Origin of the sequence: Nocardioides terrigena, from assembly GCF_003047265.1 — a bacterium.
Taxonomy (GTDB): Bacteria; Actinomycetota; Actinomycetes; order Propionibacteriales; family Nocardioidaceae; genus Nocardioides; species Nocardioides terrigena.
In genome coordinates this window covers 248,601-260,189 of sequence record NZ_PZYY01000002.1, presented here as the reverse complement: position 1 = coordinate 260,189, position 11,589 = coordinate 248,601, and the positions used below count along the sequence as shown (strand labels likewise).

The following is an 11,589-nucleotide window of genomic DNA, read 5'->3' as shown; positions in this document are numbered from 1 at the left end:
ACTCACTGGGTGTCTCCCTCGAGGGTGCTGCGGAGGAGGTCGAGGAGGCCCGGGACGAGCTCGGTCCCGTCGACCACCGACTGGTCGTCGTCGTGGGCGCGCAGGCGCAGTGCGCAGTAGGTGGCGCCGGCGCGGGTGGCGCCGGCCACGATCCGCACCTCCTGGCGCAGGGGGTGCTCGCGGGCGAACCGCTCGGCGTCGGCGGGGTCCTCGGGGATCTCCGGGTCGACCTCGGGCGGGAGGACGAGCCGCTCGACCACGGCGGCGCAGCCGGCGACGTCGTCGGGCCACACGATCGACTGGAGGGTGACCTCGAGCGACTGCTCGGGCGGCAGGGCGTCCTGCTCCACCGGGGTGAACGAGCCGTCCTCCGAGGCGGAGTCCAGCCCCATCTGCGCGGCCAGGTCGGGCTCCTGCGCGACGATGCGCGCGGTGTCGACCAGCGCGTAGAGACGGGCCGGCTGGTCCCAGCCGGCCTCGGCGATGTGGTTCTCGATCTCGAGCACGGCGGCGGCCAGTGCAGGATCCTGCGGGATCGTGATCTCGGTCATGACTGCTCCTCGCAGGTCGGGAGTGGGGCGTCGGGGTCGTCGACCCAGGTCTGGATCGCCTCCACCGCGTCGTGCATCGTGTCGGCCCGCACCAGGCGCATGTCGCCGGTGTCGAGCCCCGTCGTGTCGGGGCAGTTGTCGGGGGCCACCATGAAGAGGCGGGCCCCGGACTCCTCCGCCCCGGCGATCTTCTGCTGGATGCCCCCGATGGGTCCGGTGCGACCGTCGGCGTCGATGGTGCCGCTGCCGGCGACCACCTCACCCCCGGTGAGCGACCCCGGGGTGAGGGTGTCGTAGATGGCCAGCGAGAACATCAGGCCGGCGCTGGGTCCGCCGATGCCGTCGCCGATGTCGACGCTGACCTCGAAGGGGAACGTGAAGCCCGGACCGGGGGTGATGCCGATCCGCTTGTCGCCGTCGAACTCCTCCGGGGTCACCTGGAGGTCAACCTGCTTGCCCTCGCGGAGCACGGTGAAGTCGAGCGGCTCGCCGAGCGGGGCGGCGTCGACGGCGTCGACGACGTCCTGGGGGGTCTCGATCCCGGTGCCGCCGATGCGCTGGAGGACGTCGCGCACCCGGAGCTTCCCGGCGGCCGGGTAGTCGTCCTGGACGTTGAGGACCTCGACGACCGGCTGCACGTCGTACCCGAGCTCGGTCAGGGCGGTCGCCACGGCGGCGTCCTGCGACGACACCATCTGCACGGCCGACTCGGTGTCGTTGGTCTCGTCGGTCTCGTCGGGGGCGTAGACGGCCGAGCGCGGGTAGACCGCCTCGGTGGGGTCGAGCCAGGCGGCGACGAGGCGGTCGAGGGTCACCCGCTCCTGCGGCTGGTCGACGTAGATCGTGGTCAGGCGGAGCTCCCCGTCGTCGTAGTAGGCCTCGTGCCCGGAGACCTGCACCGTCTCCTCGCCGTCGCGCGTGGAGAGGATGTCGACGGTCGGCCCGGGGCTGTAGGTGACGTAGGGAAGCGGCTGGATCGCGACCATCACCAGGAGGACGAGGAGCAACGGCAGGGCGAGAAATGCCGCCGTCCTCCGCTGACTCATGGCGTCAGCCTCTCAAACGATGACAAGCCGACTCATGGGGAGTCCGCGGGGAGTGCGCGTCACGAGGCCCGGCGACGGTCCGGGGCGGCGTCCCCGGCCCTGGTCGGGCGTACGGCGATGCCGGTGCTGCGGTCGTGGGTGCGGACGGGACGGGGCTGGCGCGAGGTCGGCATCTCCTTGGCCATGGCCCGGGTCAGGCGCTCGATCTGCTGGTCGCGGTCGACCTCGCCGCGGCCCTCGCGGCCCAGCCAGGCCACCCAGACCATCGCGCCGGCCGTCACCACGACCGGGGGTACGAGCCACCAGAGGATCTCCACCTGCTCAGGGTAGGCCGACCCACTCCTCGTCACCGTCCGCGAAACGCTGGTGCTTCCAGATAGGTACCTCGGCCTTGAGCGTGTCGATGAGGGCCTTCGACGCGGTGAAGGCCTCGCCGCGGTGGCTGGCGGTGGTCGCGACCACGACGGCGACGTCCCCGAGCTCGAGGTGGCCGACGCGGTGGACGGCCGCGACACCGTGGACGTCGTGCTCCTCCGCGATCCGCTCGCACACCTCGCGCAGGCGGGCCAGGGCCGTCGGGTGGGCGCTGTAGTCGAGGCTGGTGACCGGCTTGTCGGGAGCCGGCCCCTCCCCCGCCGCCGTCGCCGGGCCGTCGTGGTCGCGCACCATCCCGACGAACAGCGTCAGCCCCCCGGCGGCGAGGTCGTCGAGCGCGGCCACCACCTCGGCGACGTCGAGGGGCACCTCCCGGATGTCGACGAGGCGGACGACGTTGCTGGCGCTCATGCCCGGAGTCTAGGGACGCCCGCCGGGATCTGGCGTCGGTGAGTACCGTGGAGGGCATGAGCAGCAACCCCGGCGACGGACCCGACGAGCAGAACCCGTTCAAGGGCACCCCCTTCGAGGCTCTCTTCGGGGGCCTGCAGGGAGGCGCGGGGATGGGCGGCATGCCCGACCTCTCCGCGCTGATGGCCCAGATGCAGTCCCTGATGCAGCCCCACGACGGCCCGATCAACTGGGCCGTGGTCTCCGACATCGCACGCAAGGTCGCCGCCCAGCAGCCCGACCCGACGCCCAGCCAGGCCCAGAAGGACGCGATCGCCGACGCCGTGCGCCTCGCCGACCACTGGCTCGACGAGACCACCGACTTCTCCTCCGGCGTCACCTCGACGGCCGCCTGGAGCCGGGCCGAGTGGATCGTGGAGACCCTCGACGTCTGGAAGCGCCTCGTCGAGCCGGTCGCCGGTTCGACGGTCAACGCCCTCGGCGACGCCCTCCCCGAGGAGGCCCGCGCCATGGCCGGCCCCCTGCTCGGCATGCTCGGCAAGGCGACCGGTGCCATGGTCGCCAGCCAGGTCGGCCAGGGCATCGGCGGCCTCGCCGGCGACGTCCTCGGCGCCTCCGACATCGGTCTGCCCCTCGGACCGGCCGGCAAGGCGGCCCTGCTGCCGCTCAACGTCGCCGCCTTCGCCGAGGAGCTCGACGTCAGCGCCGACGACGTGCTGCTCTACCTCGCCCTGCGCGAGGCCGCCCACCAGCGGCTCTTCGCCCACGTGCCGTGGCTGCGCGAGCACCTCATCGGCGCCGTCGCGGCGTACGGCAGCGGCATCGAGATCAACACGGCCGGCATGGAGGAGAAGCTCCGCGGCATCGACCCGATGAACCCCGCCTCCATGCAGGAGGCGATGGACGGCGGGCTCTTCGACCTGTCCAAGTCGCCCGCCCAGCAGGCGGCCCTGGAGCGCCTCGAGGTCACCCTCGCGCTCGTCGAGGGCTGGGTCGACGAGGTCGTCGGCCAGGCCACGGAGGAGCGGATGCCGTCCGCGGCCAAGATGCAGGAGGCCGTACGCCGCCGTCGCGCCGCGGGCGGTCCGGCCGAGCAGACCTTTGCCACCCTCGTCGGCCTCGAGCTGCGCCCGCGCCGGCTCCGCGACGCCTCCGTCCTGTGGGGCTCGCTGCGCGCCCGGCAGGGCACCGAGGGCCGCGACGGCGTGTGGATGCACCCCGACCTGCTGCCCACGGGCGCGGACCTCGACGACCCGCTCGGCTTCCGCGAGACCGCGGTGGCACCCGAGTCGCTGTCCGACGAGGACTTCGAGGCCGGGCTGCGCGACCTGCTCGACGGCCCGTCCGCCGACGGGGACGCCGGTCCCGACCGCCCGACCGAGTGACCCTCCACTCCGACGCCCGGGCCGTGCTGGCCGGGTGGACTCCCCCGAGCCCGCGTGACGCCGAGCTGCGGGACCGCTTCGTCGCGCACCTCGACGCCCAGCCGGCGGGCATGACCCGCGAGTGCCTGCCCGACCACCTCACCGCCGGCACCATCGTGCTGACCCCCGAGGCCGACGCGGTGCTCCTCAACCACCACCGCAAGGCCGGGGGCTGGTTCGCCTTCGGCGGTCACTGCGAGCCCAGCGACACCACCCTGGCCGGGGTCGCGCTCCGCGAGGCCCACGAGGAGTCCGGGCTCACCGACCTCGACTTCGACCCCGAGCCGCTCGACCTCGACGAGCACGCCGTGGAGTTCTGCGCGCCCGGCACGACCGTGCACCACCTCGACGTGCGCTTCCTGGCCACGGCGCCCCGCGACGGGGAGCACCGGGTGAGCGAGGAGTCGCTCGACGTCCGCTGGTGGCCGGTCGACGGCCTGCCCGACGTGTACGACGACATGCGCCGCCTCATCGCGGACGCGGTGGCCCGCCTCACCCGCTGACGCGCGTCAGTCGACGTCGTCGTCCTCGACGTCCTCGGTCTCGCTCGACGGCGGGTCCACCTTGGCCGCGGCCGACCAGCCCAGCAGGTAGCCCCGCGCCCGCTCCGAGCGCGGGTAGCGGTCCACCCAGGCCCAGAACTTCTCGTCGTGGCCGTGCTCGAGCAGGTGGGCGAGCTCGTGCACCAGCACGTAGTCGACTACCCACGACGGCATCCCCTGGAGCCGCTCCGACAACCGGATCGACCGGTCCCCGGGACTGCAGGACCCCCACCGCTGCTGCTGGTTGGTCACCCAGCGGACGCTCGACGGCGTCGCCAGCCCGCCGAAGTAGGTGTCGTTGAGGGTCACGGCCCGCGCCAGCAGCTGGTCGTCGGAGGGCCGGGTGCGCCGCTCCTTGCGCTCGAGGCGGGCGACCATGTCGGCCACCCACTGCTTCTCGTCACGCTTGCTCATCGCCGCCGGGATGAGCACGACGATGCGGTCGCCCTCGCGGTACGCCGACACCGTACGACGGCGCCGGGCGGACCGGCGTACCTCGATCTCGGGCGTGCTCACGCGCTCCACGCTAGCGTCCGGAGGGGTCTGCCCAGGCCAGGAGCCGGTCGCGTCCCCAGGTGTTGACGATCCGGTCGGGGTCGATCCCGGCCTCCTGCGCGCGCTCGCAGCCGTAGTCGAGCATGTCGAGCTGGCCGGGGGCGTGGGCGTCGGAGTCGATGGAGAACAGGCAGCCGGTGTCGCGGGCGAGCTCGAGGAGCCGGGTGGGCGGGTCGCGCCGCTCCGGGCGACTGTTGATCTCCACGGCCACGTCGTGCTCGACGCACGCCTCGAAGACCGCGCGGGCGTCGAACTCGCTCTGCGGGCGGGTCCCCCGGTTGCCCTCGACCCGGCGGCCGGTGCAGTGCCCCAGCACGTTGGTGAACGGGTTGGCGACGGCGGCGAGCATCCGCCGGGTCATGGGTGCGGCGTCCATCCGCAGCTTGGAGTGCACGCTGGCGACCCGCACGTCCAGGCGCGCGAGCATCTCGTCGGTCTGGTCGAGGGCGCCGTCGTCGAGGATGTCGACCTCGATGCCCTTGAGCAGGGTGAAGGCACCGCCGAGGTGGTCGTTGACCGCCTCCACCACGCCCAGCTGGCGCTCCAGGCGCTCGACACTGAGCCCGTTGGCCACCCGCAGCCGGGGCGAGTGGTCGGTGAGCACGAGGTAGTCGTGCCCCAACTCCATGGCGGTCATCGCCATCTCCTCGATCGGCGAGCCGCCGTCGGACCAGTCGGAGTGGGAGTGGCAGTCCCCGCGCAGCGCGGCGCGGACCTCACGACCGCCGGGGGCGAGCGGGCCGGCGTACTGCTTCTCGAGACGGGCCAGGCGCTCGGGCTCCTCGCCGCGCACGGCCTCGGTGATGACCGTGCCGGTGCTGGGCCCGATGCCGGCCAGGTCGGTGAGCGTGCCTGCCGCGGCCCGGGCAGCGACGTCGTCGGGGTCGAGGGGCAGGATCACCGCGGCCGCCTTGCGGAACGCCTCCACCCGCCGGGTCTCCTCGCGGCCCCGCTCCATGAGGAAGGCGATCCGGCGCAGCGCGGCGACCGGTCCTGCCGTGTAGTCCTGCGCCACGCGCCCACCTTTCTTCCGTCCACAGCCGCTGGTCCCCCATTGTGGCTGGTCAGCCGCCCGGCTCGCGCCCCGCCCGGGCGTGTCCCGCACAGGCTCGTCCCGAGGCGCGCGGGGCTCGTCCCCAGCCCGGTGGCGTGTCGTGCACACCTTGTCCACAGCTTTGTCCACAGGGGTGGACAGCACGGCGTTGACCGCATGGTCCCGACCTCCTAGCGTGACGCCCAGACGAGGTCGCACAGCCGGCCCGCGAGACGTCCGCTGGGGAAGGCAGGCGTGGAGCGGACGGCCGTGCGGCCTCTTCTTCGTCCCGTACGACGCCCGGTCACGCGCAGCCGTCCCTTGGTCGTGGTTCAGCGCCCCTCGAACACCGGCGGCCGCTTCTCGCGGCTGGCGCGGATGCCCTCCTGGAGGTCCTCGGTCGCCAGCGTCACCGGCTGGGCCAGCGCCTCCCACTGCAGGGCGCTCTCGAAGTCGGCGTGCCCACCGTCGGTCAGCGCGATCTTGGTGAGGCGGGTGGCGATCGGCGCCGTCGCGGCGATCCCCTCGGCGGTCCGGAGCACCTCGGCGTCGAAGGACTCCGCATCGATCACGCGCGACACCAGGCCGATGCGCAGCGCCTCGTCGGCCTCGACCACGCGGCCGGTGAGGAGGAGGTCCCGGGCATGGGCCGCGCCCACCACCTCGGGCAGCAGGTAGGTCCCGGCCATGCCGGCGTGCATCCCGAGCTTGACGAAGGGGACGCCGAGCTTGGCGCCCGGGGCGGCGTACCGGATGTCGCAGGCGAGGGCGAGACAGAGGCCGGCGCCGATCGCGTGGCCGTTGACCGCGGCGATCGTCGGCACCTCGAGGCGCCGGATGGAGAGCCAGGCGCGGTAGAACGGCAGCATCCTCCGGCGCAGGTGGTCGACGCTGGCGTCGGGCTCGCTGGAGATCCACGACGTGTTGCCGCCGGAGCAGAAGGCCGACCCCTCCCCGGTCACCACGACCACCCGCAGCGAGCGGTCCGCGGCCAGCTCGTCGATGGCGCGGACCCACGACGACGTCATCTCGTCGCTCATCGCGTTGCGCATGTCGGGGTTGTCGAGGGTCAGCACGGCGACGCCCTCGGAGGGGCGGTCGAGGCGCAGGTGCGTGTAGTCGGCCATGGGCGGAAGGGTACTGACCGCCGAGCGTCGCGCTCCCCCGGTCACCGGCCGCAGGTGTGTCGCGGGCCGCCGGGGCGCGGTTTGGGTAGTGTCACAGGCGGACCGGGTGTCCCCACGCTCCCGGACCCGCACGGGCTTCCCCACCCGACCCGCGCGACAACAGCGTGATCAACAGTCAAGGAGGCCGTCATGGCAGAGACCTGGAGCGGCGAGTTCTACTGCGTGAAGTGCAAGGAGAAGCGCGAGGCGGAGGGCGAGGTCAAGGTCAACGACAAGGGCACCCGGATGGCCAAGGCCGTCTGCCCGGTCTGCAGCACCAACCTCAACCGCATCCTCGGCAAGGCGTGACCCGGACCGGTCACTGACCCCACCAGCAGCTGTACGACGGCGTCGCCCTGCGGGGCGGCGCCGTCGTCGTCTCCGGTGCTCTTGGGTCCTCCCCGGCGCCCGCGGCGGCCCTGTGGAGGAGCGGGTGCGCGCACGGCCGGGTCGGTGCAGGGTGGTCGGCATGCGCCTGTCGTCCCCGCTGCCCGTGCGGCTCGAGACCATCGACCCGTGGCACGCGTACGTCGCCCCGCTCGCCGCCGCCGCCGGCCTGCGGCACGACCCCCGTGCCGAGGTCGTCCTGCACGTCACCGACCTGCCCGACGACTGCTGCCGCGCGGATCCGTGGGTCGTGGACTCCCGGCCGCACCTGACGGTGGCGGCGGTGCCCGACGCCGTCCGGGTCGGACCGTTCGTCGTCCCCGGGCTGACCGCCTGCCTGCGCTGCGTGCGCGCCTGGCGCGACGGACCCACTCCGTCCGACCGACCGGTCGCGACACCCCTCGCCGCCGGGCCGGGCGTGGACGCGGGGCTGCTGGCGCTGGCGCTGGGCTGGGCGGCCCGCGATGTCGCCACGTGGGTCGGTGGCGGCACCCCGTCGACGTGGTCGTCCACCGTCACCGTGGGGACCGACCTCCGTCCCGACGCCCGGTCGTGGCAGCGTCACCCGCACTGCGGGTGCTCGTGGGGCGAGGCCGTCTGACCTACCACCACTCGCTGTCGAGCTTGCCCTCGATCGCTCGCAGGTGGGTGCGGGAGCACTCCTCGCAGTAGGTGCGCTGCCGACCGTTCTCCACCGACGTCGTCCAGGTGAGGGTCTCGGCCCCGGTCCCCTGCCGGCCGCAGAAGTCGCACGTCGTCGGCTGCTCGCTCACGCCCTCGAGGTTACTGGAGAAGAAATGCCGACAGCCGGCACGATCCCCGGAGGGTTCGTGCCGGCTGTCGCTCTGCATCACCCGCGATCAGGGCGAGGCTGGTCCTAGATCGCACGGGCGAGGGCGAGACGCGCCTGCTGTGCAGCCTGCTCGGCCTTGCGGCTCATCCGGCGGGCCAGGGCCAGCTGGTGGCCACGCCGGTTCTGCTGCGCCTCTCCCAGGCGCGCGGTCATCTGTGCGCGCGCCAGGTCTTCCTGCATGGTGTTCATGTCGTATCCGTCTCTGTGGAGAAGTGTCATGTGAATGTCCGAAGGTCCTGCCTGAGAAGTGGTGAGGACCGCCGTCAGGCGGCGACCTCGTCCTGGTTCTTGCGGGGTCGGCCGCGGGGGCGCTTGCGCGGGATCACCACGCCTTGGAGGAAGAGCTCGCCGCCCCAGACGCCCCACGGCTCGCGCCGTTCGAGAGCGCCGTCGAGGCACATCGCCTGGACAGGGCATCCCTGGCACAGGCTCTTGGCGTGCTCGACATCCGTGGGGGACTCGGCGAACCACAGCTCTGCGTTGTTGGTGCGGCAGGGCAGCAGCTCGTCGTCCACCTGCGCAGCTGCGTCGTGCAGGTCACCCAGGTCGTGGGCGGCGTCGGCAGCTCGGTTGCGGTCGAGAACACTGATGGTCATGTGTGTCACCTCCTTCTCGTGGACCTGATCGCTGGTGCAGAAGAAACTCATGTCTCTGCGGGATCCGGCCCAGCTGTCCCCCATTGATGCGAGAAACAGAAAGGCCGCGGATCCCGGTGTGGGTTCCGCGGCCTGGAGGCTGCCGATGTGCGTCTGGTGTCAGACGATCGGTGGTCTCCAGGCGGTCGGACCCGGGAATGCTCCCTTGACGCGGATGGCGTCGAGCTCGATGCCGCGAACGGCGTCGACGGCGTCCATGACGGCGATGCCGGCCACGTGGGCCCACGGCGTCGCGACGGACTTCACCTGCTGAAGGCAGGGAGCGGCCGAGCGCGGGGACGTGGCAACAGCGACGGGCATGCCGAAGGACGGCGTCGAGGCCGTCATGGTGTTGGTGTAGATCTCCATCTGGTGCCACCTCCTTCGGGGCGTCGGGCGCTGACCATTGCCAGTGGTCGCAAGCGCGTGGGCTGTTGGAGAAGAAACTAACGCCTGCCCCGTGTAATGGGCAAACGATTTAATGGGTATTTCTTCAGATTTCCTTCGAGACGAGCGCGAGGACGTCGTCGCCGTACTTGCTGAGCTTGGACGGACCCACCCCGCTGATGCGCCGCAACGCCCCCTCGTCGGTGGGCCGGTGCTCGGCGATCAGCTGGAGGGTGGCGTCGGTGAACACGACGAACGCCGGCACCTTGTCGTCCGCGGCCCGCTCGAGGCGCCACTCGCGCAGTCGCTCGAAGAGGGCCTCGTCGTACGACGCGGGGCAGTCCGCGCAGCGGCCGAGCTTCTTCTCCGCGGGGGTGCTGAGGGCGGTGCCGCACTCGCGGCAGTGCATGGCCTTGCGGTTGCGCCGGCTGGGCGCCTTGGACGCGGCCGCCCGCTCGACCTCGGCCACCTCGTCGAGGAAGCGGGACGGCTTGCGGGTGGCGCGGCCCCCGGGGTTGCGCGCGAGCGCCCAGGAGATCGACAGCTCGCGACGGGCCCGGGTCATCCCGACGTAGAGCAACCGCCGCTCCTCCTCCACGGCGGCCGGGGTGTCGGCGTAGGTGATCGGCAGGGTGCCGTCCTGGAGGCCGCACAGGAAGACGGCGTCCCACTCCAGGCCCTTCGCCGCGTGCAGCGTGGCCAGGGTGACTCCGTCGGCGAGCGGCGCGTGCTGCTCGGCGGCCCGACGGTCGAGGTCGTCGACGAAGTCGCCGAGGGTGGCCTCCGGTTGCTCGACCACGAACTCGGTCGACTGGTCGACCAACGCCTGCAGCGACTCCCACCGGTTGCGGGTCTCACCGCGGGTGCCGGGGGCCTCGGCCGACCAGCCCATCCCCGACAGGGTGGCGCGCACCAGGTCGGGGACGGTGCCGTCCTCCTGGCCACCGCGGGCGGTGCCGCGCAGGAGGGTCACGGCCTGGCGCACCTCGCCCCGGTCGAAGAAGCGGGCGGCACCGCGGACGACGTAGGGGACGCCCCGTGAGGTGAGCGCGTCCTCGAACGTCTCGGACTGGGCGTTGATCCGGAACAGGACGGCCATCTCGCCGGCCGGGGTGCCGGCGGCGCGCAGCGCGGCGATCCGGTCGGCGGCCGCCGCGGCCTCCGCGACCTCGTCGGCGTGGGCCGTGTAGCGCACCGGGCTGCCGGACGGCCGCTGCGCGACCAGGTCGACGCCCTTGCTCGGCGTGCCGGCGAGCAGGTGGTTGGCGGCGGTGACGACCTCGGGGGTGGAGCGGTAGTTGCGGACCAGCTCGATCGAGGTGGCGTCGGGGAACTTGGTGGTGAACTCACGCAGGTAGGCGGCGTTGGCCCCGGCGAAGGAGTAGATGGTCTGCGCGGGGTCGCCGACGACGCACAGCTCGTCGCGCCCGCCCAGCCAGAGGTCAAGCAGGGCCGACTGGAGCGGGGACACGTCCTGGAACTCGTCGACGACGAGCCACTTGTACTGCCGGCGCACCTGCGCGGCGACCGCCTCCTCCTCGGCGAGCAGCCCGGCCGCGAAGAGCAGGACGTCCTCCATGTCCATCCGGCCCTGGCCGCGCTTGACCTCCTCGTAGCCCTCGAAGATCCGCCCCACGGTGTCGGGGTCGAGGGTGGAGACGGAGCGGTTGCGGGCGGGGGCGACCCGGGCGTAGTCGTCGGGCCCGACGTTGCTGACCTTGGCCCACTCGATCTCGCTGGCCAGGTCCCGCAGCAGCGCCTGGTCGGCGTTGATCCGCTGGCGACGCGCGGCCTGCGCGAGCAGGCCGATCTTGGACTCGATGAGGTTGGGCAGGTCGTGCCCGTGGACGCGCGGCCAGAAGTAGCGCAGCTGGCGCAGGGCGGCGGAGTGGAAGGTGCGGGCCTGGACTCCCCCGGCGCCGAGCCCGCGCAGCCGACCGCGCATCTCGCCCGCCGCACGCGTCGTGAAGGTGACCGCGAGGACCTCGGTCGGCACGTAGAGCCCGGTGGCGACGCCGTAGGCGATGCGGTGGGTGATGGCCCGGGTCTTGCCCGTGCCCGCGCCGGCCAGCACCCGCACGGGGCCACGCAGCGCCTCGGCGACCCGGCGCTGCTCGGGGTCGAGCGCGTCGAGCAGGTCGGTGGGGGCGGGCATGGGCGTGGAACAACTCCTGCGCGTGGTTGGTTGGACTCTGGCGGACACGAGAAACCCTAGACGTCAGGA

The 11,589-nt window shown here is 72.7% G+C and carries 16 protein-coding genes; 4 read left to right on the top strand and 12 right to left on the bottom strand.

Features of this window, described 5'->3' with window-relative positions:
• Positions 1-2: 2 nt before the first annotated feature.
• From DAE25_RS05225 to DAE25_RS05210, 4 genes are read right to left on the bottom strand one after another with little or no spacing between them, the layout of a single operon-like run.
• Complete coding sequence (locus DAE25_RS05225) at positions 3-551, bottom strand: PPA1309 family protein (RefSeq protein WP_056888574.1); 549 nt, start codon at positions 549-551, stop codon at positions 3-5.
• A complete protein-coding gene (locus tag DAE25_RS05220; RefSeq protein ID WP_107765165.1) occupies positions 548-1,597 on the bottom strand; it encodes a YlbL family protein in 1,050 nt (349 codons plus the stop codon). Before DAE25_RS05220 ends, DAE25_RS05225 begins: the two co-directional genes overlap by 4 nt.
• A gap of 59 nt (positions 1,598-1,656) precedes the next feature.
• Positions 1,657-1,914 (bottom strand): hypothetical protein, encoded by a 258-nt coding sequence (locus DAE25_RS05215; protein WP_107765164.1) that lies wholly within the window; start codon positions 1,912-1,914, stop codon positions 1,657-1,659.
• A gap of 4 nt (positions 1,915-1,918) precedes the next feature.
• Complete coding sequence (locus DAE25_RS05210) at positions 1,919-2,383, bottom strand: molybdenum cofactor biosynthesis protein MoaE (RefSeq protein ID WP_107765163.1); 465 nt, start codon at positions 2,381-2,383, stop codon at positions 1,919-1,921.
• 56 nt (positions 2,384-2,439) lie between these two features.
• Here DAE25_RS05210 and DAE25_RS05205 point away from each other — a divergent pair, with 56 nt between their 5' ends.
• Together DAE25_RS05205 and DAE25_RS05200 are read left to right on the top strand one after the other, a co-directional pair.
• Positions 2,440-3,768, top strand: a complete 1,329-nt coding sequence (locus DAE25_RS05205; RefSeq protein ID WP_107765440.1) for a zinc-dependent metalloprotease — start codon at positions 2,440-2,442, stop codon at positions 3,766-3,768.
• Entirely contained in the window at positions 3,765-4,310 is a 546-nt protein-coding gene (locus DAE25_RS05200) for an NUDIX hydrolase (RefSeq protein WP_107765162.1), read from the top strand. Before DAE25_RS05205 ends, DAE25_RS05200 begins: the two co-directional genes overlap by 4 nt.
• 6 nt (positions 4,311-4,316) lie before the next feature.
• Here DAE25_RS05200 and DAE25_RS05195 read toward each other — a convergent pair whose 3' ends face one another.
• The 3 genes from DAE25_RS05195 to DAE25_RS05185 all read right to left on the bottom strand — a co-directional run bounded on the left by DAE25_RS05195 (position 4,317) and on the right by DAE25_RS05185 (position 7,064).
• Complete coding sequence (locus DAE25_RS05195) at positions 4,317-4,865, bottom strand: M48 metallopeptidase family protein (RefSeq protein ID WP_234410866.1); 549 nt, start codon at positions 4,863-4,865, stop codon at positions 4,317-4,319.
• A gap of 10 nt (positions 4,866-4,875) precedes the next feature.
• Entirely contained in the window at positions 4,876-5,919 is a 1,044-nt protein-coding gene (locus DAE25_RS05190; RefSeq protein ID WP_234410865.1) for a PHP domain-containing protein, read from the bottom strand.
• A gap of 350 nt (positions 5,920-6,269) precedes the next feature.
• Positions 6,270-7,064, bottom strand: a complete 795-nt coding sequence (locus tag DAE25_RS05185) for an enoyl-CoA hydratase/isomerase family protein (protein WP_107765161.1) — start codon at positions 7,062-7,064, stop codon at positions 6,270-6,272.
• Positions 7,065-7,253: 189 nt separating this feature from the next.
• On the opposite strand from DAE25_RS05185, the gene DAE25_RS23465 reads away from it, so the two are divergent.
• Both DAE25_RS23465 and DAE25_RS05180 read left to right on the top strand, forming a co-directional pair.
• Positions 7,254-7,412: a DUF5679 domain-containing protein gene (locus tag DAE25_RS23465; RefSeq protein WP_091115022.1), complete on the top strand. Its 159-nt coding sequence runs from the start codon at positions 7,254-7,256 to the stop codon at positions 7,410-7,412.
• A 160-nt stretch (positions 7,413-7,572) separates the two neighbouring features.
• A complete protein-coding gene (locus DAE25_RS05180; protein ID WP_159083585.1) occupies positions 7,573-8,091 on the top strand; it encodes a hypothetical protein in 519 nt (172 codons plus the stop codon).
• A gap of 1 nt (position 8,092) precedes the next feature.
• Here the strand turns inward: DAE25_RS05180 and DAE25_RS23460 are convergent, their stop codons facing one another.
• From DAE25_RS23460 to DAE25_RS05160, 5 genes are all read right to left on the bottom strand, one after another.
• The gene (locus DAE25_RS23460) at positions 8,093-8,263 is read right to left on the bottom strand and encodes a hypothetical protein (RefSeq protein WP_199907442.1); all 171 of its coding nucleotides are present in this window, start codon (positions 8,261-8,263) and stop codon (positions 8,093-8,095) included.
• A 104-nt stretch (positions 8,264-8,367) separates the two neighbouring features.
• Complete coding sequence (locus DAE25_RS05175; protein WP_199907441.1) at positions 8,368-8,532, bottom strand: hypothetical protein; 165 nt, start codon at positions 8,530-8,532, stop codon at positions 8,368-8,370.
• Positions 8,533-8,606: 74 nt separating this feature from the next.
• Positions 8,607-8,939 carry a WhiB family transcriptional regulator gene (locus DAE25_RS05170; protein WP_056888584.1) on the bottom strand — a complete coding sequence of 111 codons (333 nt, stop codon included), beginning with the start codon at positions 8,937-8,939 and terminating at the stop codon, positions 8,607-8,609.
• Between the two features lie 159 nt (positions 8,940-9,098).
• Entirely contained in the window at positions 9,099-9,347 is a 249-nt protein-coding gene (locus tag DAE25_RS05165; protein ID WP_107765159.1) for a hypothetical protein, read from the bottom strand.
• Between the two features lie 124 nt (positions 9,348-9,471).
• On the bottom strand, positions 9,472-11,520 hold the full coding sequence (locus DAE25_RS05160) for an ATP-dependent DNA helicase UvrD2 (protein ID WP_107765158.1): 2,049 nt from the start codon (positions 11,518-11,520) through the stop codon (positions 9,472-9,474).
• Positions 11,521-11,589: the final 69 nt, after the last annotated feature.

Coding starts and splice junctions, on each gene's coding strand:
- DAE25_RS05225 (WP_056888574.1), bottom strand. CDS start 551: ATGACCGAGATCACGATCCCGCAGGATCCTGCACTGGCCGCCGCCGTG.
- DAE25_RS05220 (WP_107765165.1), bottom strand. CDS start 1,597: ATGAGTCAGCGGAGGACGGCGGCATTTCTCGCCCTGCCGTTGCTCCTC.
- DAE25_RS05210 (WP_107765163.1), bottom strand. CDS start 2,383: ATGAGCGCCAGCAACGTCGTCCGCCTCGTCGACATCCGGGAGGTGCCC.
- DAE25_RS05205 (WP_107765440.1), top strand. CDS start 2,440: ATGAGCAGCAACCCCGGCGACGGACCCGACGAGCAGAACCCGTTCAAG.
- DAE25_RS05185 (WP_107765161.1), bottom strand. CDS start 7,064: ATGGCCGACTACACGCACCTGCGCCTCGACCGCCCCTCCGAGGGCGTC.
- DAE25_RS23465 (WP_091115022.1), top strand. CDS start 7,254: ATGGCAGAGACCTGGAGCGGCGAGTTCTACTGCGTGAAGTGCAAGGAG.
- DAE25_RS05180 (WP_159083585.1), top strand. CDS start 7,573: ATGCGCCTGTCGTCCCCGCTGCCCGTGCGGCTCGAGACCATCGACCCG.
- DAE25_RS05175 (WP_199907441.1), bottom strand. CDS start 8,532: ATGAACACCATGCAGGAAGACCTGGCGCGCGCACAGATGACCGCGCGC.
- DAE25_RS05170 (WP_056888584.1), bottom strand. CDS start 8,939: ATGACCATCAGTGTTCTCGACCGCAACCGAGCTGCCGACGCCGCCCAC.
- DAE25_RS05165 (WP_107765159.1), bottom strand. CDS start 9,347: ATGGAGATCTACACCAACACCATGACGGCCTCGACGCCGTCCTTCGGC.
- DAE25_RS05160 (WP_107765158.1), bottom strand. CDS start 11,520: ATGCCCGCCCCCACCGACCTGCTCGACGCGCTCGACCCCGAGCAGCGC.